The 22535-nt window shown below is 48.7% G+C and carries 14 protein-coding genes; 13 read left to right on the top strand and 1 reads right to left on the bottom strand.

Annotated features, from left to right (window positions below):
- Nucleotides 1-76 precede the first annotated feature (76 nt).
- The 8 genes from HVE01_RS18840 to HVE01_RS18805 all read left to right on the top strand — a co-directional run bounded on the left by HVE01_RS18840 (nucleotide 77) and on the right by HVE01_RS18805 (nucleotide 13445).
- Nucleotides 77-382, top strand: a complete 306-nt coding sequence (locus HVE01_RS18840) for a hypothetical protein (RefSeq protein WP_125749844.1) — start codon at nucleotides 77-79, stop codon at nucleotides 380-382.
- Nucleotides 383-444: 62 nt separating this feature from the next.
- Complete coding sequence (gene wecB / locus HVE01_RS18835; RefSeq protein WP_146945359.1) at nucleotides 445-1563, top strand: non-hydrolyzing UDP-N-acetylglucosamine 2-epimerase; 1119 nt, start codon at nucleotides 445-447, stop codon at nucleotides 1561-1563.
- Between the two features lie 96 nt (nucleotides 1564-1659).
- Entirely contained in the window at nucleotides 1660-2940 is a 1281-nt protein-coding gene (gene wecC / locus HVE01_RS18830; RefSeq protein ID WP_146945358.1) for a UDP-N-acetyl-D-mannosamine dehydrogenase, read from the top strand.
- Between the two features lie 405 nt (nucleotides 2941-3345).
- A complete protein-coding gene (locus HVE01_RS18825; RefSeq protein WP_146945357.1) occupies nucleotides 3346-4221 on the top strand; it encodes a class I SAM-dependent methyltransferase in 876 nt (291 codons plus the stop codon).
- 226 nt (nucleotides 4222-4447) lie between these two features.
- The gene (locus tag HVE01_RS18820; RefSeq protein WP_146945356.1) at nucleotides 4448-5410 is read left to right on the top strand and encodes a sulfotransferase family 2 domain-containing protein; all 963 of its coding nucleotides are present in this window, start codon (nucleotides 4448-4450) and stop codon (nucleotides 5408-5410) included.
- 161 nt (nucleotides 5411-5571) lie between these two features.
- A complete protein-coding gene (locus HVE01_RS18815) occupies nucleotides 5572-10830 on the top strand; it encodes a glycosyltransferase (protein ID WP_146945355.1) in 5259 nt (1752 codons plus the stop codon).
- 19 nt (nucleotides 10831-10849) lie between these two features.
- Nucleotides 10850-12658, top strand: coding sequence for a hypothetical protein (locus tag HVE01_RS18810; protein WP_146945354.1), 1809 nt, complete (start codon nucleotides 10850-10852; stop codon nucleotides 12656-12658).
- A 28-nt stretch (nucleotides 12659-12686) separates the two neighbouring features.
- The gene (locus HVE01_RS18805) at nucleotides 12687-13445 is read left to right on the top strand and encodes a sulfotransferase (protein WP_146945353.1); all 759 of its coding nucleotides are present in this window, start codon (nucleotides 12687-12689) and stop codon (nucleotides 13443-13445) included.
- Nucleotides 13446-13702: 257 nt separating this feature from the next.
- Here HVE01_RS18805 and HVE01_RS18800 read toward each other — a convergent pair whose 3' ends face one another.
- Entirely contained in the window at nucleotides 13703-15430 is a 1728-nt protein-coding gene (locus HVE01_RS18800) for an SLC13 family permease (RefSeq protein WP_146945352.1), read from the bottom strand.
- A 139-nt stretch (nucleotides 15431-15569) separates the two neighbouring features.
- Between HVE01_RS18800 and HVE01_RS18795 the strand changes: the two genes are divergently transcribed.
- From HVE01_RS18795 to glmS, 5 genes are all read left to right on the top strand, one after another.
- The gene (locus HVE01_RS18795; RefSeq protein ID WP_186808877.1) at nucleotides 15570-16394 is read left to right on the top strand and encodes a helix-turn-helix domain-containing protein; all 825 of its coding nucleotides are present in this window, start codon (nucleotides 15570-15572) and stop codon (nucleotides 16392-16394) included.
- Between the two features lie 143 nt (nucleotides 16395-16537).
- On the top strand, nucleotides 16538-17440 hold the full coding sequence (gene cysD, locus HVE01_RS18790) for a sulfate adenylyltransferase subunit CysD (RefSeq protein ID WP_125749793.1): 903 nt from the start codon (nucleotides 16538-16540) through the stop codon (nucleotides 17438-17440).
- The gene (gene cysN, locus HVE01_RS18785) at nucleotides 17440-19344 is read left to right on the top strand and encodes a sulfate adenylyltransferase subunit CysN (RefSeq protein ID WP_146945350.1); all 1905 of its coding nucleotides are present in this window, start codon (nucleotides 17440-17442) and stop codon (nucleotides 19342-19344) included. The genes cysD and cysN overlap by 1 nt, the downstream gene beginning before the upstream one ends.
- 97 nt (nucleotides 19345-19441) lie before the next feature.
- Nucleotides 19442-20212 (top strand): 3'(2'),5'-bisphosphate nucleotidase CysQ, encoded by a 771-nt coding sequence (cysQ, locus tag HVE01_RS18780; RefSeq protein ID WP_146945349.1) that lies wholly within the window; start codon nucleotides 19442-19444, stop codon nucleotides 20210-20212.
- A 411-nt stretch (nucleotides 20213-20623) separates the two neighbouring features.
- Nucleotides 20624-22471, top strand: coding sequence for a glutamine--fructose-6-phosphate transaminase (isomerizing) (gene glmS / locus HVE01_RS18775; RefSeq protein ID WP_146945348.1), 1848 nt, complete (start codon nucleotides 20624-20626; stop codon nucleotides 22469-22471).
- The last annotated feature ends 64 nt before the right edge of the window (nucleotides 22472-22535 follow it).

Genomic DNA, 22535 nt, shown 5'->3' with positions numbered 1-22535 from the left:
GGGGTTGGAGCTGCTCGGAAATGACGGGGGAAAGGCCCTACCTTAAAATTCACGATTCAAGATTCACGAGATACCCATGGAAAAAGATCTTGTTAAGCGCGCTCACGATGCTTTTAAACAAAACGATTATCAAAATGCCATAACGCTCTATCAACAGGCGGCCTACCAGTATGGGCAAAGTCTATTTGATGTTAATATTAAAATTTGTGAACAAAGGCTACAGAAGCCCGGCCAAGTGTTCCAACATGCACCCAAAAGTGCTGAGACTATCCCTATTGCCCAGCAATTAGCAGAAACTCAGGAACTGCTGGAATACTATTATCGCCGTTGTCAGGAACTGGAATACCGCCTACAAGACGCTGGCCAAACGAAAACGTCATAAGGCTGTCAAGGTATGACACTCAGGCCTCAAGATGGACTGATAACTGAAAAAGAAGGTAAAGAATGAAAGTACTCACTGTCTTCGGCACCCGCCCAGAAGCAATTAAAATGGCACCGCTTGCACTGCAGCTTGCCTCAGACGAGCGTTTTGAAGCCCGGGTTTGTGTCACTGCTCAGCATCGAGAAATGCTAGATCAAGTGCTCGCTTTATTCGAACTTAGCCCAGACTATGACCTGGACATAATGAAGCCGGGACAGGATCTTAACGACGTTACTTGTGGCATTCTGCAAGGGCTCAAACCAGTACTGGAAGACTTCAAACCTGATATTGTTCTGGTGCATGGCGACACCGCCACCACCTTTGCGACTACCCTCGCATGTTATTATCAGCAAATCCCCGTAGGGCATGTTGAAGCAGGCCTGCGTACCGGCAACCTATATTCTCCCTGGCCGGAAGAGGGTAACCGTAAGCTCACAGGTGCATTAGCGGCAGTTCACTTTGCGCCTACGGGCACCTCGCAGCAAAACTTACTGGATGAGGGCATTGCCCCGGCGACTATCCACATAACCGGCAACACCGTGATAGATGCGCTGCTGGAAGTTGCTCATAAGCTGGAAACCAACCAAGCGCTAGCCGCTGAACAGGCCAAGCGGTTCCCCATGCTGGATGAAAGCAAACGCTTGATTCTAGTCACCGGCCACCGCCGCGAAAGCTTTGGTGGCGGATTTGAGCGTATCTGCCAAGCCCTAGCTGATACCGCCGAGCGCCATCCAGATACCCAGATTCTCTACCCGGTACACCTCAACCCTAACGTCCGTGAGCCGGTTAACCGCTTGCTAGCCAGGGTAGATAATGTGCACCTGATTGAACCCCAGGACTACCTGCCGTTTGTCTACCTGATGAACCGAGCACACATTATCCTCACCGATTCTGGTGGCATTCAGGAAGAAGCGCCTTCGCTGGGCAAACCGGTACTGGTCATGCGTGATACCACCGAACGCCCCGAAGCCGTAGAAGCAGGTACCGTCAAACTGGTGGGCACCGATGTGGCGACTATTGCCAGCGAGCTAACCCGGCTGCTGACCGATAACGACGCCTACACTGCCATGAGCTATGCCCACAACCCCTACGGCGACGGCAAAGCCTGCGAACGCATTCGCGATATTTTGGCTTCTCTGTGAAATGTGAGCGCGCTACGCGCTGTGAATAGTTGCTGACACGACTCACTATTCACGACCACCATTCACGACTCACTATTCCTACTCACGGAACACCACATGAAATTCGATACTATTTCCATGATTGGCTTGGGCTACATTGGCCTACCTACCGCTGCTGTTTTCGCCTCCCGCAAGCAGAATGTTATCGGTGTTGATGTTAACCAACATGCTGTCGACACCATCAACAATGGTGACATCCACATTGTTGAGCCGGAATTGGACATGATCGTTCATGCGGCAGTAAAAGAAGGTTACCTGCGCGCAACCACCACACCAGAACCTGCCGATGCGTTTCTGGTGGCCGTGCCCACGCCGTTTCATACCGACGAAAACGGTCAAAACCACAAAGCAGATTTAAGCTATATCGAAGCTGCCAGTAAGGCTGTAGCTAAGGTGCTTAAGCCCGGTAACTTAGTCGTATTGGAATCTACTAGCCCGGTAGGCGCTACCGAGCAAATGGCTGCTTGGCTAGCGGAAGCCCGCCCGGATCTGACGTTCCCGCAAACCCACGGTGAAGAATCGGATATTCGTATTGCCCATTGCCCGGAACGCGTGTTGCCCGGCCATGTTATCCGCGAACTAGTCGAAAATGATCGCGTGATTGGCGGTATGACGCCCAAGTGCGCCGAAGTGGCCTGCGAGCTCTACAAAATCGTAGTAGAAGGTGATTGTGTATCCACCACCGCGCGCACTGCAGAAATGGCCAAGCTCACTGAAAACAGCTTCCGTGATGTGAATATTGCTTTCGCCAATGAGCTTTCCACCATCTGCCATGAGCTGGATATCAATGTTTGGGAGCTGATTGCCCTGGCCAATCGCCATCCGCGTGTGAATATCCTCACCCCTGGTGCAGGCGTGGGCGGTCACTGTATCGCTGTAGATCCATGGTTCATTGTCGATGCCTGCCCGGAACAAGCGAAAATTATCCGTGCCGCGCGCGAAGTGAACGATAACAAACCCCAATGGGTGCTGGGCCGCGTCAAAGAAGCGCTAGAGTTCTACCACCAGCAACACCCAAATGCCAAACGCAGCGACCTTACCGTGGCTTGCCTGGGCGTTGCCTTTAAACCAGATATCGACGACCTACGTGAAAGCCCTGCGCTAGGCATTGCACAGCAAGTGCAGCAGCTAGGCTGCCGCCTGCAAGTGGTAGAACCCAATATCAAATCACTACCTAAAACGCTGCAAGGCGAGAACACCACGCTGGCCACGCTTGAAGAAGCACTTACCCAAGCGGACGTGGTATGCGTACTCGTTAAGCACAAACCATTTATCGATAATGCCGAACAAGTACGTGCTAAAGAAAGCGTGATCGACGCGGTAGGGCTGCTAGGGTAATTCTATTTTCGGCGTCATCCCGAGCACCAAACTGGATTCCCGAGCGGGGTTATCGGGAATCCACCCTGACCTTGCCCACTGATGCCTGAGTGCCTAAACCAACATGAATTCCCGCTAAGGGCATGCGGAAATGACAGTGGGTGAATCACTCCTGAGCCTGTACGCTGCCATCAAAGTGGATACCACTGGTGGACTGTGTATTACTTCCGATAATGGTGAGATTGTATTTCAGGTAATGCGCCAGAGTTGCGCTGATATGCTGTGCCCCAAGCCGAAAAAGAGACTATTAAACTAGCGGTGGATACAATAGACAAATTACAAAATATATCCACGGTGAAAGAGATTAATGAATCTTGATTGCTGTAGAGAGAGTGATCAATTTTTTATACGGAGCTAGCATCCGATATGACAGAACAAGAACATAGTGTTTTGAATTCTGAGTTATCAGCGCTTAAAAAGTCTCTGACGTCAAATAGTCAAGAGCTTGCAAATAAGCTTACACGCGACCTAATCATAGTTCAAAATCGCCTATACGCACAGCTGGAAAACCTCTCGTGGCTGCAGCGCCGTTTAGCTATTAAAGGGCAACTGCCCCCGCTGCGGGGCTGGGCAACTTCTCCTGACGTGTTATTGCGTTTGCATGCTCATATTATAACTACTCGTCCAAAAATAGTCGTAGAATTCGGTAGTGGGGCGTCTACGTTGGTTATTGCAGATGCTTTACGTCAAAACGGATGTGGCAAGCTAATTTCTATTGAACATAGCGATTACTACGGAGCGCAGTCTCTGGCTACTTTGCAGGCTGAGCAGCTTGAAAGTTGGGTTGATCTGCGTGTTGGGGATTTGGAAGCCTGGGAAGACGACCACCTGAATCCCGAAGGTGCCGAAAAACCCTCGCGCTGGTACCCGGTCTCGCTGCTGGAAGGTGTTGAAAACGTCGATTTGCTGTGGGTGGATGGCCCTCCTGGGGCGACGTGTCTGTTCAGCCGCTATCCGGCGTTGCCTGCGCTGGCTGATAAGCTCTCCCTGAGTGCTGAAGTATGGATGGACGACACCATTCGCCAAGAAGAGAAGGATATCTGCGAACGCTGGGCCAAGGATCACGGCTTTGAACTGGAATACTATCCACTAGAGAAGGGGTTGGGCCGACTGACTCGGCCTGGTACTTCTTGTGTTGCTCTGGCATCCAGGCCGCCGACGGCGGTTGCTGTTAGCAATGATGATGTTCACCCTGAGCATGCTCTAGGCTTGGACTTCTCGCTTCCAGAAGAAAGAGGTTGATAACCTTCTAGAAGCTGCCTCTCTGTCATTCCCGCGTGCCCTTGGCGGGAATCCATGTTGGTTTAGGTGATAGGGCATCAGTGGGGAAGGCCCAACTGGATTCCCGATAACCCCATTCGGGAGTGACGGAGCAGGTGTGGGGCTGGTTTTTCGTTTTACTTTTATCATTATGACCCCGCATTGGTGTGGCTAGTAGCTCGCTTACGAAATAACAGAGATGTAATCAATGCCATTTTTTTTTCTACATATACCTAAAACTGCCGGGACAAGCTTTCGACTGGGCGCGGAAGCATACTTTTCGAAAGAACGAATTGTTTATGACTATGGTGCAAATTCTAAAACCACGTCTCCGCTTGTTAAAGAGTCTTTGCATGTCGATCAGCCAGATTTTTGGCAATTCAAGAAGGCCTTTTTAGCAAATAACCCCGCTATGATCTGTGGGCATGTGCCTGTCGCTCGGTTTGTTTCTTTAATTGGCGTGGGGCGTACGATTACTTTCTTGCGCGAGCCGCTGCAGCGAATTGCTTCTGAATATGGTCATTTCGTCAGAAACATGGATTACAAAGGGAGCTTCAAAGAGTTCTATTCATCTCCAGCGATGATTAATCGTCAGCGCCGAGGCCTGAGTGGGGTGAACCCTGAAGCAGTTGGGTTTCTGGGTTTAACCGAGCGTTACACGGAAAGCTTGGAAATATTAAATGATGGTTTTGCAACCAATATTGCTGAGCGCAAAGACAACCTAGGTAAGCGTATTCCGCTGGCTGAGCATAAGCTAGATCAAGATGACATTGATGAACTCACGAGGCTGAATAAGCAAGATATTGTGCTTTATAAGCACGCATGTGCATTATTTGACGCGCGCTATGCCATGTTTAAGTCGAACCAGCCGTGGGCGCATGCGCGTCTTGTCGAAGCTAATACAACGCGTATCAGCGGTTGGGCGTGGTGGGCGAATGGAAGTGATGAGCCAGTAGATATTGAACTGTGGGTGAATGGCGAGCATACCACCACCCTAAAAGCGGTCGAGTTGCGCAAAGAGTTAAGTCGTTTACTGCCGCCTCGTGGTGGATATGTGGGTTTCCGATTACCCATTAAGCTATTGTCGGGCGATAAGGTGCAATGCCGAGTAGCCGCAACAGGGCAGTGGTTTCCGCCCAGGCCGAAACGCGTTACAGAACCTGTTAGCTGAACTTATCGTTGCCCTGTATCGTCAAAATATACTAAATAAACATCGATATCTTCCCGCCTGCGTGCGGGCTTTTCTTTTTCTGCCAATGATGTGACAGCGTCTAGCAATTAAGCTTATTGCTTTGTTGTTAATAAATTTTTACTTTGCCGGCCAGGTATTGCATGGATGATCTGATTAAGCGCGCAAAACAATTTGCGTCGCAACCTTTGACTTCTATCTTCCAACCCATTGATAAGCGTGTGGCATATGTAGTCAGCCACGGCCAAAGTTACGCGAATAATGGCTATGCGATTCGCACTCAAGGTATTGCGGAAGCACTGAACAAGCAAGGGCTGGAGGTGCTATGCTTCTTGCGCCCAGGGCGCCCGTGGGAATTTCACTCGGCGAGTGATACGGCCCCTGAAGTGGTCGTCAATGGCGTTAAGTATATTCACTCGCGTTGGCCTTATCGTGTGGTGCCTCAAGGGGAGCTTGCTAATTTTAATGCCAGTGTTGAGCGCTTTATTGAACTCTTTCGGGTTTACCGCCCTTCTGTAGTATTAGCCGCATCTAATTGGATTGTCGCGCTACCTGCTTGGGTGGCAGCGAAACGACTGGGTCTGCCATTCTGTAACGAAGTACGGGGTTTTTGGGAGCTTTCGAGAGCTGCTCGTGAACCTGGGCACGAAAATACCTGTGATTTCAAAAAAGAAGCTGAGCGCGATGCTTTCGTAGCACAGCAGGCACAAAAGGTGATTACACTTAACCAGCCAATGAAAGAGGAGCTGGTTAATCGAGGTGTAAACGCTGACAATATATTGCTATTACCAAATGGGGTAAGCCGTCTTCCGAACATCAAGTCAGCCAGCACCGCACTTAAGAAAAAATTAGGTATTGCTGAAGATGAGAAAGTAGTCGGCTATATAGGTAGTTTTAATGCCTATGAAGGGTTAGATGTTTTGTTGGAAAGCTGCTCCCAGTTGATTGATAAAGGTGAGAAGCTGAAACTACTGTTAGTTGGCGATGATCAACCAATTACGTCAGTGGGACTTGGAAATAAAGGGTTTGAGAGCGAATTCGATAAAGTATCTTGGCAGATTAAAGTAGGGCGCATACCTCATGAACAAGTGGCAAATTATTACGCTTTGATTGACTTGGTTGTAATTCCGCGTAAACAGTTGCCTGTATGTGAGTTGGTGCCACCAATGAAGGCAGCTGAAGCTCTGGCTTATGGAAAGCGCCTAGTCGTCTCAAATGTAAAAGCGCTAGCGGAGTATGCTGAGAACTATGGCATCGTAGAAGCGTTTGAGCCAAGTGATAGTGTTGAGAGTCTAAGCAAAACACTTCTAAAATCACTGGCTCTGCCCACCCCAAGTGCAGTTACTTCAGTGCTTTTTTCAGCACATATCGAGCCGATAGCAGAGGCCTTGAGGGGACAAATAGGGTTACCAAGAGATAACGTTCCTGAATTAACCCCAGCTTCTGTCGCAGTTTTCAAAAAAATGCAATTGCGCAACGTGAGTGATGTAGATTACACCACCGCTAGCCAATGGTTTTATCGTGAGGGCAATCTAACTGATACACTTCGGGCACTTGAAAGCCTTAAAAAAAGGGGGGTGAAGTTTGATAAGCCTAAACGTGATTTTGAGGCTTTTGTGGCAGGTATGGAACGGTTAATAGGAGGATGGCAGCTCCCACCTCGACAGCCCAACCCTGGCCTTATGTCTCGCCGTCAGCATGTGCTTTACTGTCTGCATCAATCAGTCCCCCACGCAACTAATGGCTACTCGACCCGCTCTCATGGTGTGGCAGTTGGGCTTCAACAGGCAGGCTTCAAAGTACGTGCAACTACTCGGCCGGGTTTTCCATGGGATGCTGCCGTTAAAGGTGTTAATAAAGGCTATCATGAAGTCAATGTTGAAGGGGTTACATATGCCGCCTGTGCAGGTTGGAACCTAGCCAAAACGCCACTGGATTACTATTTGGCCGAAGCCGCCGACCACTATTTACGTGAGGCGCAAACCAGTGGAGCAGAAATTATAGTAGCTGCTTCTAACCATATTACCGCGCTGCCCGCACTAATGGCAGCACGTCGACTAGGGTTGCCATTTGTATATGAAGTTCGAGGCTTATGGGAGGTAACGCAAGCCTCAACTCAGCCTGAGTGGGCTAATTCTGAACGCTACAATCTAATGCGGGAGTTAGAGCAGCAAGCTGCACTGGAAGCTGACTTAGTGATTACACTAACCGAAGAGTTGGCCGATGAGCTGGCGAGTTGGGGAGTGGCGCGTGATCGAATTACGGTAGTACCGAATGCAGTTAACGCTGAGCGGTTCCAACCGATGGCACCCGATGCTGAGGTTGCCAAAGAGCTTAAACTCAAGCCTGGTGTTCCGGTGATCGGCTATGCCGGTAGTGCCGTAGCCTATGAAGGTTTAGAGTTACTGATGGAAGCATTAGCTAAACTTAAGGCACAGGGGCAAGAGTTTGTCTTTGTGTTAGTAGGTGATGGTAAGGTAATTGACACAGTTAAGGCGAAAGCAAAACAGCTAGGCATTGAAAAAGCGTGTCGCTTTACGGGGCGGGTTGCCTTTGAGCAGGTACCACGCTACCTCTCCTGTATGGATATTATGCCGGTACCACGCTTATCATCTGCCGTGACCGAAATGGTTTCGCCACTTAAGCCGTTGGAAGCCATGGCCATGGGCAAAACGGTGGTGCTTTCTGATGTTTCCCCGCATAAAACTATGGCAGGGAAAAATGAGCGTGCACAACTGTTTCAGAAAGACAGCGCTGATGACCTTTGTCTGGTCTTAAAAGCGCTGATTGATAGCCCCGCAGAACGCCAGCGGTTGGGCAAGGCCGCAAAAGAATGGATTGATCAGGAGCGTACATGGAAGCATGTGACACGGCGCTATGCAGATAGCTTGCAGTTAGTAAGAGCAAATCAGCACGCAAAAAACACAAGCGTTCCTAAAAAGACTAAGCCCAAGCCTTTAGAGCAGATTACACTGGGTCTAATTGCTGATCAGTTCACCACTGACACACTAGCCAGTGCGGTAAAGGTCGTGCCACTTTCGCCTGAGAATTGGAGAGAAGAACTAGCTAACCAGCCGATAGATGCCATGTTTGTTGAATCGGCCTGGAAGGGTAACGACTGGATGTGGCATCGAAAGGTAGGCTATTACAGCGATGAAGAATTTGCTCCTCTTAGTGAGCTATTAGAGCACTGCCGGCAAAATGATGTTCCCTCGTTATTCTGGAACAAAGAAGACCCTGTTCATTTTGATCGCTTCCGCAAGGCTGCAAGGCTATGTGATCATGTGTTTACCACTGACAGTCGGCGAATTATTCCCTACTTATCCACACCAAGCGCATTCACTCAAACAGCTAGTAGTGCCCCCTTCTACGCCTCACCGAAAATCCATAACCTGCTACCGTCGACACGCGAATGGCAGCCTACGGCGGCATATGGCGGCACTTACTATGGTAAGCGCTACCCTGAGCGCACTGAGTACATGGATAAAATTATGAGTGCGGCCGCACCGCTAGGCCTTACGATTTTTGATCGCCAGCACGATGACCCAGACTCGCCTTATAAGTACCCTGGTGGTTTAGGCAGTTACGTTGCGGGCAGCCTGGATTATGATTCAATGATCCAGGCTTATAAGGCCCACCCGGTACAGATTAACGTAAACTCTGTGCTTGATTCTCCGACAATGTTCTCACGACGCGTGGTAGAAACTGCCGCCTGTGGCTCGCCCATGATTTCTGGTCCTGCGCTTGGTATGAGCCGTTACCTAGAAGGAGCCGGACACATTGTGCGCACTGAGAGCGATGCGGCCCAAGCCTTGGAAAACTTAATGCACCACCCGGCTTATCGCTGGCGGATAGCACTAAAAGGGGCAAGGGCAATTATGCGTGCCCACACGACTGAACTGCGTCTAACACAAATGTTACGTACTGCCGGTATGGTCATTAGCGCTCCTCAGCCACCAAGCCTTCAACTGCTGGTCAATGGAGTTACTGAGGCTGCTGTCAAACGCTTGCTAGATCAAACGCTACGCCCCGTTAGTGTTTTTGCTAGCCAGTGGCAGCCTGGCACACAAGCGCAGTTAGAAGCCGCTGGTATTTGTTGCGGAACACCAGAAGGACAAAGCACCCAAGCAGGCAGTCTATGGTTGCTGGCCAATCTACGTGCACTAGAAGACTTAGAGCCGGAAGACCTGGAAGATCTAGCATGGCCTACCGTCTACGCGCCCCAAGTACGCATGGGCTACATAAAAGATGCCACGCTAGGCCAAAGCCAGTGGCCTGGCGTTGCCTTAGAAAGCGCCGCTATTGATTCAGGCATACAGCTACTTAGCGTGAGTGCTGAGCAATCGCTAAACTTACTCGCTACTTGGGCACAGCGACAGCCAACATTAGCACTACGCAAGCCTGCATTTATTTACGAAAATGCGCCCAACATACAGCCAAAGAAAACCGTGGTTATTGCAGGGCATGACCTTAAGTTTATCAAGCCGTTTTACCCTTACTTTACTAAGGCGGGCCTCCGTTTATTGCTCGATTTCTGGACAGGCCACAATCAGCACAATGAAATTGCCAGCAAGCGCTTAGTGCGGCAGGCAGATACGGTGTTTTGTGAGTGGATGCTGGGCAACGCCATTTGGTACGCCAACCATAAACGGGAAGGTCAAAAACTAGTAGGGCGCTTGCATGCGCAAGAATTACGTAGCGCATTATTCGATAAGGTGCCGTTCGATGCGTTTGATAAAGTGATATTTGTAGGGCCGCATATGCTTCGTAACGCCCAGAAACGCAACTCTGCACTTAAGAAGAATGGTGTGGTGATTTACAACGGTGTGGATATTGAGGCTATGCAAGCGGTGCCGCGGAAAGTGACTAATGGCAAAGTCCTTGGTTTGGTGGGAATGGTGCCGCAGAGTAAGCGCTTAGATAGAGCGTTAGATATCCTAAAAGAGCTGCGAAAAAACGACAAGGAATATACGCTGCGAGTAAAAGGTAAGCGCCCTGAAGACTACCCCTGGATGGTGAATCGGCCAGATGAAATGGCGTGGTATGACGAGCAGTACCGCCGAATTGCCGAAGACTCTGATCTTCAGGGAGCTGTTGTTTTCGATTCACACGGCAACGATATGCCCCAGTGGTATGCGGGTATTGATTATATACTTTCCGTAAGTGATCACGAAAGTTTCCACTTGGCAGTAGCCGAAGGCGCCGCTAGTGGCTGCACTCCCATTATATTGCCATGGGAAGGCGCTGATGAGATTTATCCAAAGTCGTGGGTATATATGAAGAAAAAAGCAGCTGCAAATGGCGTTAAAGTTAATTCGATAGATTGGGCTGGTAATAGAAATATTGTGCAAGATAAGTTTAATATTATTGATATTGGTAACCTTCTTGTCGAAATAAATTAATAAGTTTGAGGGGAGTTTTATGGAGTTTATAATTGCTTCTGGACCTGGGGTTGATAAAGGTGTAGTGGAAAAGCTTAAGCCTGTGTTAATTGAGTCATCAAGGAGAAATAGCGATACACTGTTGGAGACAGAGATTCTTGGTGGTAGAGGGTTGCTTTTACGATCTTACTCAGAAGGTGAGTTTGTCGATAAAATGCCCCAGGGTTTTGATGGTTTTGCGATCTTTGAGGGTGTCGCTTTTGACTCTGCCAGCCCGCCTATTTTTTCATATAAATGCTCAGATGACTTTTTCGATAATGCTAGAGGAATGTTTTGTCGAGTTATTGGCTGTGAATCTGGTGAAGAAGCTTTTGTCGAAAGGGATATATTGGGTGTATATCCTATTTGGTATGCTTCTTACAATAATATTGATTTTGCATCAAATAATATTTATTGCATTGCAAATGCCATTAATTCACTAGGTGGTAAAGTCTATAGAAATAGCTTCTATAGTGCTTCTGAACTTGCTTTGGAAAATGCTCTTTGGAAAGAATCCCCCTTTGAGGGAGTGTATCTTTTAGGTGTTCATGAAAAAATAATATTTAACGGAATGGGAGCTGATGTGATTAAATTCTCTCCCTGGTATTATAGATCAAGTTTTTCATATCAAGAACTTTTGGAAAAAACTTGTGAAGAAGTTTCGGGTAATATTAAGGCGATTAGTGATTCTAGATATTCGCATAAAGTTAGTGATTTGACTGGTGGTTACGACTCAAGGATGATTCTTTCAGGAATTGTGGGGCAAGGGTTGCAGGATAACTTTTCATTCTTTACCTCCGGGGTGAATACAGGAGACTCATCAGCAGCCTCTTTTCTGAGAAATAAATATAAGCTGAGAAAGACTGCGTATAACATAAAAGGAACTCCAGGGGATATGGTGGATAAGGTTAGGAGAAGTTTATGTGCTTCTTATGGTCAGCATTCAATGGCTGACTATGCTAACTATATGCCAGATGTTGTTGAGTGTAATGGAACTATGGGAGAGCTGTTTAGGCAGTTTTATTGTTTTTCAGACGATGTTGCTCCAGTGGATGCAATTAAAGCTGCGTTTAACGAACGGTTTTCTGTTCTTCCAACTGCTTCAGTTGATAGAATTATGCAAGGCTATAAAGAGTTTTTCGATGAAAAAAATCGACAAGGTTTTTCAGTTGATGAGGCTTTTTATCATTTATATTTAGAGCAGCGAAATCAACAGTTTGTTGGCGTATCTATGCGAGCAAAGTCTAATGTGCAAGCAATTGCATTACCGCTTTATTCAACGGCAGGAGTTGCAGCAGCTTTAGCTTTGACTCCAGAAGAAAGAAAGTCTTTAAAGTTGGTGTATGATATTACTAAAAAACTTTGTCATGAGTTGATTTTTCCTCCACTAGAAAATAGAGTTTGGCCGTATTGTGATAAAGAAGATGAGCAGCGGCTCAATAAAGTAACCCCTTTTGTTAATGGAAGTAAAGATTATAGAGATGTTGTTATGCCTGTGGTTATTGAGAAGTGCTATTCAGGCTTTGATTTGAGAGAAAAAAAGAAGTTGAGTGATTGGGAAATGGAGGCACGAGAAAAAGGGTTGAGGTGGAATTGGAAGCATCTAGATAAAGCATTAGACTATGGTAATATTTGTCTTGAGAGTATTGGCGATAAAAAAAATCACGAGTATATAGATTTGAATGGTTTAAAGCGACTATTTGAAAAAAAACCTCACGAATTTAAGAGGAATTACGAGGTGAGGCAGGTTTGGAGAAGCCTTTTTGCTATAACATGGTTGAGTGAGCAGGAAGAGCCTGTTTGTCATTAATTATTATATTTTTAACGGTGGTTGTGTGATGAATCCTCTTATTGTTATGGGTATGGGTAGATCAGGTACAAGATATTTTGCAGATATTTTATCTTCACACCCAAAAGTGCTTTTACATGGGGAGATTCCTCATTCTGCAACGTCTAAGTATTTCTCTCTTCTTGATACTCTTGATAAAGAGCACTCTAGAGAGAAGGTGAGAGAGCGGAAGTGGAAGGAAAGGAAAGGTGGGTTCATTCTCGACTCTTTTAGTAGTATGGCAATGGGGGGAGGTGAGAGTAGTGCAGGCTATCTTTATGTAGGGCATAAAACTCCTCGTAGTGAAAAGTTTTTTAACTCTTACGAGAATCACTTTTTTAGTGCTGGAATGAGGCCTATATATTTTTATTGTATGAGAAATCCCTTTGATGTTTGGTCATCGTATAAAAGTATGCCATGGAACACCTTTAAAAGTGTTAAAGAGTTTTTGGATGCTTATGTTGCCTCCTATGATCAGTATGAAAGATGCCTAAAAGTAGCAAAGGGAAGAGTGCATCCTTTAAACTTGTGTGAATATAAAAGGAGCGACAACCCAGAAGGGTTCTTGAAAGCTAAGATTTTTAGTCATTTGATCTTAGAGGTTGATGATAGCTTCATCCGGTCGCTTCACTCTAAAGAAAATCGAAATTCTTCTCAAAACTTTTTAGGGAAAGATTCAGCTGGTATGTCTGCGGACGAGTATGCTGAAGTGCTTAATGATGAAAGAATTATAAGTATTCTAAATAAATATTTCCCTTGGATGGTTTAGAGTCGGTTTTATTAAATAGCTTTATTGTTTCAGAAAGCATGGGAGATTTAGAGTTTTTCTTCTATGCTTTTCTGCTCAATCTTAGAGACTGTAAAGTAAGGTTTGGTGTTAAGTTTTAGCTACCATCCACATTCAAAGGAGGAGGGTCCCAATGAGCAAGTGCAACACCTAGTGCACTTATAGACTATGGTTATGACTCACTATCATCGCCTTTCCGCCGAATAACGCGCTGCTATCATATTTGATCGATCCTGTCCCTAAAAAGGAAACACCATCGGGGTGATCACTAAGACTGCGGCCGAGTAGGTGATACTGACAGGTAAACCAATCTTGAAGAAATCAGTAACCTTATAGCGCCCCGGTGAATACACCATCAAGTGGGTTTGATAGCCAAAGGGAATTAAAAAGCACGCACTGGCACCGTAGGCAACCGCCATCACAAATGGCAAGGGGTCGGCACCAAAGGCTTGGGCGGTGCTCCAGGCAATAGGGAAGGCTAGGGCGGCAGCGGCGTTATTGGTGACGGTTTCGGTTAGCAGTAGGGTTAGTAAATAGCAGCCAATAAAGGCAGCGTAAATGCCGTAACCACTAAACATCCACTGCATTCCCCCTGCCAGAACGGCGGCGGCTCCTGAGTTTTCTAGCGCTTGGGCTATCCCTAAGGCAGAACCAATGATCAGCCAAAGTTCAAACGGAAAGCGGCGGCGTAATTCTGCCAAGCTAATTACTTTTAATAGCAATAAGCCGCCCAGCAACAGTAGCAAGCCATGAAACAGCGGCAGCAGGTTGGCCGTCGCCAGTGCGATAACCGCTGCAAAGCCACCTAGCGTCATGATGCTCTCTTTTCGCGTGAGCTGTGGGCGAGTGAAACTGCCGCTAAGTAGATGAAAGTTGCGGTCTATGTTGCGGTGTTGGCGAAAGTCAGCGCTCACAGCCAGGAGCAAGCAGTCGCCCACTCGCAGGGGAATTTTACCAAGCTGTCCCTCTAAGCGTTTGCCGCCGCGGCGTATGCCGACAACCCCAGCACTAAACATACTGCGGAAATCAACGTCTTGCAGTGTTTTGCTGGAGAGTTCTGATTCGTGGGAGATAACCACTTCTACCAAGTTGGTGGCGAGTAGGTTATCGGCTTGATGGCCAAATAGATTGAGCCCGGGAAAGCGCTGTAACGCCTGAACTTTACTTACTTCTCCGGTAAACACGAGTGTATCCGCCGCTTGAAGGCGTTCATTTGGCGCAACAGGGCTGATTAGGCGGCCTTGGCGTTCAATTTCTAATAGATACAGTCCGTTTAGGCTTCTTAAGCCATTTTCTTCAATGCTCTTGCCAATCATCGGTGAGTCGGCTTCTACATCGGCTGCGAGAAAGTAAGAGAGCTTTTCGTCGGTGTCTTCCAGGCGATGGTGGGGCAAGGCATTCGCTCGCCATAGCAGTATGCATAGCGTAATTAATGCAACGGGTACCCCCACTAAGCTGAATTGAAACATGCCTAGTTCATTACCGCTGGCGCTGAGGTTAAATGAGTTCACCACTAAATTGGTGGATGTGCCTACCAGCGTAGTGATGCCTCCTAAAATTGAGGCATAGGAGAGTGGAATTAATAGCCGTGAAGGTGCAATACGTTGCTGGCGTGAGATAGCCCCTAAAAAGGCCGCTACGACCGCGGTGTTGTTCAAAAATGCAGAAAGCACCGCGGTGCTGCCCATCAGCCGGGCTGTGGCTAAGCGGGGATGGCCTTTAAGCAGGTGGCGGGAAAGCCAGTCCAGTAGCGGCGAGCGCTCTAAGGCAAGCGATACCAACAGCAGTAAGAGTAGTGTGGCTAAGGCGGGGTTGGTGTACTGCGTGAGCAACGTGCTGGTATCAACAAACCCACAAAGCAAAAACAGCCCTGCAAGGCTAACGAAGGCAATCGCAGGCTTCACTTTTCCGCTAATTAACAGTATCAGCAATACAGCAATTGATAACAAAACGGCCCATGGGGTCATGTTAATCCTTACAAAACATACTTCACGTTAGAAACTTGCTGGATTCTACGCGGGCTTTTATGATGGTGTCTAATAATTGCCAACGATAGCGTTATATGTTGTTTATAAATTGTTTTTAATCAAAGGTTTGTGATTAATATTGGCCATTAAACATTTATCGCCTGAATCGCTAAATGAACGCCGTAAACAGGCGGTTAGGCTTCGTTTAGACGGCCATACCGTTGCGGTCGCCAGCCAGCAAACAGGGCTTTCCGCGCCAACCGTTTCGGCGGCTTGGAAGGCTTTCCGTGAAGGTGGGTGGGCGGCGGTGCCCGTCAAGCCCCGTGGGCGTTTAAAAGGTCAAGCTAACGTTCTTGGGGCAGATGTTCAGGCGCTTTTGTGGCAGGCACTTTACCAGGAACCACAAAATAGTTTATTGCCCCCTTTATTGCACGCAGCGCCCGGTTGGGGAAGTGCCGACTTAACCGAGTGGCTGAGTACGCACCACGGCGTTGTGCTATCGCAGCGGGCGATTGAACATTGGTGGGAAGCGCAAGGATTAAAGCATAAGCCTTGGAAACTTACGTGCTTAACAAATAGTCACTTAACAAATAGCCGCTTAGCAACGCAGCGTTCCCAAGAAGGGCGTTGGTTTCGCAGCGCGGTGGCTCCCGTTTTTACCAAGCTGAAAGATGCGGACCAACGTTGGCAAGGTGGTGTACGGCGGGTGGCTCATTCATCTGGTGACGTATATCAGATTTATTTGCATGGCCCCAGAGGGCGGTTATTAATGCGTTGCTTTAAAAAGCCGCCTGAAGCGCAAGACTACCTCGCGGTATTTGATGCATTAAATTCATCCGGTGCTGCTGCCCTGGTATTTCATGGGGCTCTGTTTTCAGCAAGCCCGGAAGTGACTGACTGGTTAGCGCGGCAGCCTGCGTTTTGGCTAGTGCCAGTGCCTGCTGATTTTACGCTTCCCATATAGGGCTGTGTTAACAGTGCTGTATTAATAGTGCTGTGCTAATAGGGCCGCGTTAGTTGCGTAAATTGCTGAAGTTAAGGGTTTTTAAGTCAGCGCCCCGAGTGGCCACTTGAGAACAATTTTTTCATATAACATTGGGATAGATGATGACATCACTCACCCATTTACAGCGACTGGAAGCAGAAAGCATCCAGATCATGCGCGAAGTGGTCGCCGAGGCTGAAAATCCAGTCATGCTGTATTCCGTCGGTAAAGATTCTGCGGTGATGCTGCACTTGGCTCGTAAAGCGTTTGCGCCTGGGCCACCGCCGTTCCCACTCTTACATGTGGACACGCGTTGGAAGTTTCGGGCGATGTATGAATTTCGCGATAAAATGGCCGAAGAGATCGGCATGGATCTTCTGGTGCATATCAATCCGGAAGGGATAGAGAAAGACATCAACCCGTTTACTCACGGCTCGGCGATTCACACTGATGTGATGAAAACCGAAGGCTTGAAGCAGGCGCTTGATAAGTATGGGTTCGATGCCGCCTTTGGTGGTGCTCGTCGTGATGAAGAGAAGTCTCGTGCCAAAGAGCGGGTGTTCTCTTTCCGTACTGCTCAGCACCGTTGGGACCCGAAAAATCAGCGTCCTGAGCTGTGGAAGCTATACAACACGCGTAAGAACCCTAAAGAGTCTATTCGTGTGTTCCCTATCTCTAACTGGACCGAGCTGGATATCTGGCAGTATATCCATCTGCAGAATATTCCCATTGTGCCGCTTTACTATTCGGCAGAGCGCCCGGTGGTTGAGCGCGATGGCGCCTTGATCATGGTCGACGATGAGCGCATGCCGCTGGAGCCGGGCGAAGTGCCGATGATGCGTAAGGTGCGTTTCCGTACGCTTGGCTGCTACCCCCTAACAGGGGCGGTGGAGTCTGAAGCCGATACGCTTCCGGCCATCATTCAAGAAATGCTGTTGACCAAGACGTCAGAACGCCAGGGGCGTGTGATTGATCACGATAGCGCTGCTTCCATGGAGAAGAAAAAGCAAGAGGGTTACTTTTAATGTCGCACTCATCTGAACTCATTGCCGAAGACATCGAAGGTTACCTGAAGGCCCACGAGCATAAAGGCCTGCTGCGTTTTATTACCTGTGGCAGCGTTGATGACGGTAAAAGCACCCTGATTGGCCGCTTGCTGTTTGAATCTAAACTGCTCTTTGAAGATCAGTTGGCTGCTATTGAAGCTGATTCGAAGAAGTTCGGTACGCAAGGCGGCGATATGGATTTCGCGCTGCTGGTTGATGGCTTGGCAGCAGAGCGCGAGCAAGGCATTACTATCGATGTCGCGTATCGCTTTTTCTCCACCGAAAAGCGCAAGTTTATCGTTGCTGATACGCCTGGGCACGAGCAGTACACCCGTAACATGGTGACCGGTGCTTCCACGGCCGACGCTGCTATTTTGATGGTTGACGCACGCCACGGAATTTTGACGCAGACGCGCCGCCACAGCTTTTTAATGTCTTTGATGGGCATGCGGCATGTCGTCGTTGCCATCAATAAAATGGACTTGGTGGATTACTCTAAAGCGCGTTTCGACCAAATCGTTGAAGAGTATCGTACGTTTGCCAAACAGTTGGGTTTGGAAAACATTACGTTTATCCCTATGTCGGCGTTGAAAGGCGATAACGTTATTGAGCCAAGCCCGCACATGCCTTGGTATCACGGCACTACGCTGATGGGCTATTTGGAAACCGTAGAGCTAGATGCCGAGCATTTGCAGCGCGCTCCCTTCCGGATGCCTGTGCAGTGGGTGAATCGTCCTAACCTGGATTTCCGTGGTTTTTCTGGAATGGTAGCCAGCGGTGTTGTTCGTCCTGGTGATCAGATTCGTGTTCAGCCTTCTGGTAAAACGAGCGCGGTGTCACGCATCTATACCTTTGATGGTGACTTGGACGAAGCGGTGGCAGGCCAGTCGGTAACACTGCTGCTGGAAGATGAAATTGATATCTCTCGGGGCGACGTCATCTCCGGGGTAGAGCAGCCTGCGCATACGGCTGATCAGTTCGAAACAACGTTGGTGTGGATGCATGAGGCACCGCTGCTGCCGGGTCGCCCCTACTTAATGAAGTTAGGCACCCAGTTGGTGTCAGCGACCGTTACCGATATTAAATATCAGGTTAACGTTAATACGCTGGAGCATACGGCTGGCAAGCAGCTTGATTTAAATGGCATTGGTGTCTGCACGATTAGCCTCAACCGTGCGGTTGCTTTTGATGCTTATCAAGATAACCACGATACCGGTGGCTTCATCCTGATTGACCGTATGACGAACAATACGGTGGGTGCAGGTATGCTGCATTTTGCCCTTCGACGTAGCCAGAATATTCATATGCAACATGTGGATATTGATAAACAGGCACGTGCGTTGGCGAAGAGCCAAAAGCCGGCGGTTTTATGGTTTACCGGCCTTTCGGGTGCTGGAAAATCAACGATCGCTAATCTGGTTGAGAAGAAGCTATTTACCCAGGGCCAGCATACCTACTTACTGGACGGCGATAACGTGCGTCATGGTTTAAACCGTGACTTAGGCTTTACCGATGCTGATCGCGTTGAAAACGTGCGTCGCGTAGCGGAAACCGCCAAGTTGATGGTTGATGCTGGGTTGATCGTTATGTCCGCGTTTATTTCGCCTTTCCGCAGCGAGCGTCAATTGGCACGTGATTTGCTGGAAGCGGGTGAGTTCATCGAGATTTTTGTAGATGCGCCGCTTGATGTGGTGGAGGCTCGGGATCCTAAAGGGCTTTATAAAAAGGCTCGTCGTGGTGAACTGAAAAACTTCACTGGCATTGATTCAACGTATGAAGCACCTGAGTCGCCAGATATTCATCTGAAAACCTCAGAGATGAGTGCCGAGGAAGCGGCTGATAGTGTGATTAAGGCATTGCGGGAGCTTGGCCTAATTAGCTGATCTCCACTTAGTGTAGGCTAAACACGTAATGTAAATACTGATAAGCCATCAAGCAGCTAGCCGCTGTTTGGTGGCTTAATCATAAGGAAATGACAAAATGATTGATCACGCGTTATTAGATTCTGTGGAGCGTATTGCTCGTGAAGCGGGCGATGCCATTATGGCCGTTTACGCACGCGAATTTAGTGTGGAAGAGAAAGCCGACAAAAGCCCGTTAACTGAAGCGGATCAAGCTGCCCATCATGTGATTATACGCGGCCTGCAGGGGCTTTCAGTGCAGTTGCCAATACTCTCTGAAGAGGATGCAGAAGGCTTTGCCGGGGTAGATAGCAATGGCCGCTATTGGTTGGTAGATCCGCTTGACGGCACTAAGGAGTTTATCAAGCGTAACGGCGAGTTTACCGTCAATATTGCGCTGATTGAAAACGGCAAGCCAGTGCTGGGTGTGGTTACCGCTCCGGCGCTAGAAACCGCTTATGTCGCTGCTGAAGGTTTAGGTGCCTTTAAGGTTGAAGCTGACGGCCAGCGTCATGCCATTAAGGTTGCGGGCCAACCGGGCGCTGCTTCTGCCTGGCGTGTTGTGGGCAGCCGCTCGCACCCCAGCCCGGACTTGGCAGCCTGGCTTGAAAAGCTAGGCAAGCACGAGATGTTGCCCATGGGTAGCTCACTTAAGCTCTGTTTGATTGCAGAAGGGAAGGCTGATGCCTACCCCCGTTTAGGCCCTACTTGCCTTTGGGACACCGGCGCTGCCCATGCGGTTGTGCTTCAAGCGGGTGGCCGTGTTGAAACGTTAGAAGGCGAGCCGCTTAGCTACGCCAACCCAAGTGAAAAACTAAATCCGTTTTTTGTTGTCTGGGGACAGGCGTGAGATGAAAAGCGTGCTTTGAAGAACAGGTTCTGAAGGGCACGTATTATTAAAAGGCATGTGTTGAAGGGCATGCTTTGAAGGCTGAACCAAGGGGAGTGTATGATGCTCCCCTTTAAGAGCCCGTTCATGGGATACTTTAGATGATCGGTCTTTTAGCTGGCCATGAGCGATCTCTTGTGGCCGGGCTTGTGTCACTGTTTTTATGGCTGGTTTTTTGTGACTGGTCTTTTTGACTGGTTTGTGTGGCGAGTGTTTGTAACTTGTAAATAGTCCTCTGCAAATGGCCTTTTGTTAACCGTTCTTTGCAAGTGGTTCGTTGCAAGTGGTTCTTTGCAAATGGTTCTTTGCACATGGCTCTTTGCATACGAGTGAAAGCCATCGTCGTTATAAGTCGTTATTAAAGGATTGAGTATGTGCGGAATCGTCGGCGCCGTTGGCGCAATGGAATGTCCCCCTTTCTTGCTTTCTGGCCTGAAGGTTCTTGAGTATCGCGGCTATGATTCTGCAGGGCTTGCGGTGCTAAATACGTCTGGTGAGCTGGTACGTGCCCGCGCAAAAGGCCGCGTAGCGGAACTGGAAGCCCGTGTTGCGGAGAAGGGGGTGGCCGGAAATGTGGGTATTGCTCACACCCGTTGGGCAACTCACGGTGTTCCTGCTGAACGTAACGCTCATCCGCATATTTCCAGTGGGTTGGCGGTGGTGCATAACGGCATCATCGAGAACTACGAGGCTCTGCGTGAAAAGCTTCAGGGGTTAGGGTATGAATTCACTTCAGATACCGACACTGAAACCATTGCGCACTTAATTCAAGCCTGCTTTAAAGGCGAAATTGGCGAACCAGCGGAAAATCTTTTTTCTGCGGTGCGTTGTGCCGTGGCGCATTTGCAGGGCGCTTTTGCTTTGGCGGTGGTCAGCGAAGAAGAGCCGGATTGCTTGGTTGTGGCTCGTGAAGGCTCGCCGCTGATGTTAGGTATTGCTGATGATGGCCACTATGCCGCTTCTGATGCCTCTGCACTGTTGTCTGTTACCCAGAAAATGATGTACCTGGAAAATGGTGATGTGGCGCGTTTGACACGTGACTCGGTCACGCTGGTCGATGCACTTGGCCAGCCCGCTCAGCGGGAAGTGGTTGTCTCTAGTCTTTCTGCGAATGCAGTTGAGCTAGGTGAGTTTAATCACTACATGCAAAAAGAAATCTTTGAGCAGCCGCAGGCGTTGGGTAACACACTGGAAATGCTGAGCGGTGCAGGCCAACTGCAGCCGGGTATTTTTGGTGCAGAAGCGCAAGCTGTTTTTGAGCAGGTAGATTCCGTACTGATCTTAGCGTGTGGTACGTCTAGCTATGCGGGTATGACGGCTAAGTACTGGATTGAACAGGTGGCCGGAATTCCGTGCAATGTCGAAATTGCCAGTGAATACCGTTATCGCCAAAGCGTAGCCAATCCTAACCAACTAGTGGTGGTTATATCTCAGTCGGGCGAAACCGCTGATACTCTCGCCGCGTTGCAGCATGCTAAATCAATGGGCCATACCCACACGCTGGCGATTTGCAACGTACCTGAATCTGCCATTGTGCGTGAAACGCTGCTGCGTTTTATTACCCGCGCAGGCCCGGAAATTGGTGTTGCCTCTACTAAAGCCTTTACCACTCAGTTGAGCGCACTGTTTTTGTTGACGCTTTTGTTAGCCAAAGCGAATCAACGGCTAGATGAAGCAGATGAAAAAGCCTATCTGGATGAGCTGCGCCACTTGCCGATTGCGGTTGAAAAAGTGCTGGCGCTAGAGCCAAGCATTAAGGCGTGGTCGAAGCATTTTGCTAATAAACAGCACGCGCTGTTTTTAGGCCGTGGCCGCCACTTCCCGATTGCCTTGGAAGGAGCGCTGAAGCTAAAAGAAATCTCTTATATTCATGCAGAAGCATACCCTGCTGGAGAGTTGAAACACGGCCCACTGGCATTAGTTGATGAAAATATGCCCGTGGTGGTAGTGGCGCCTAATGATGAGCTGCTTGAAAAGCTAAAAGCCAATATGCAGGAAGTGAGCGCCCGTGGCGGCCAGCTTTATGTGTTTGCTGATGGTGGTAGCGCTGTTAAGCCAAGTGAAGGCGTTAATGTATTGGTGATGCCGGAGCACTACGGCCTGCTTTCGCCCGTGTTGCACGTGGTTGCTCTTCAGCTGTTGTCTTACCACGTTGCTCTTGTGAAAGGTACCGACGTTGACAAGCCCCGTAACTTGGCGAAAAGCGTCACTGTGGAATAAAGCCAGGGGCGGCTTAGTGGGAATCTAGTTTGGTTCAGTCGTTTGGGCCACGGCGGGTAAGGCC

It is taken from the genome of Vreelandella venusta, from assembly GCF_007989605.1.
GTDB classification, from domain to species: domain Bacteria; phylum Pseudomonadota; class Gammaproteobacteria; order Pseudomonadales; family Halomonadaceae; genus Vreelandella; species Vreelandella venusta.
Note: the sequence above shows the minus strand (reverse complement) of the source record. Positions and strands in the feature narration are given on the sequence as shown.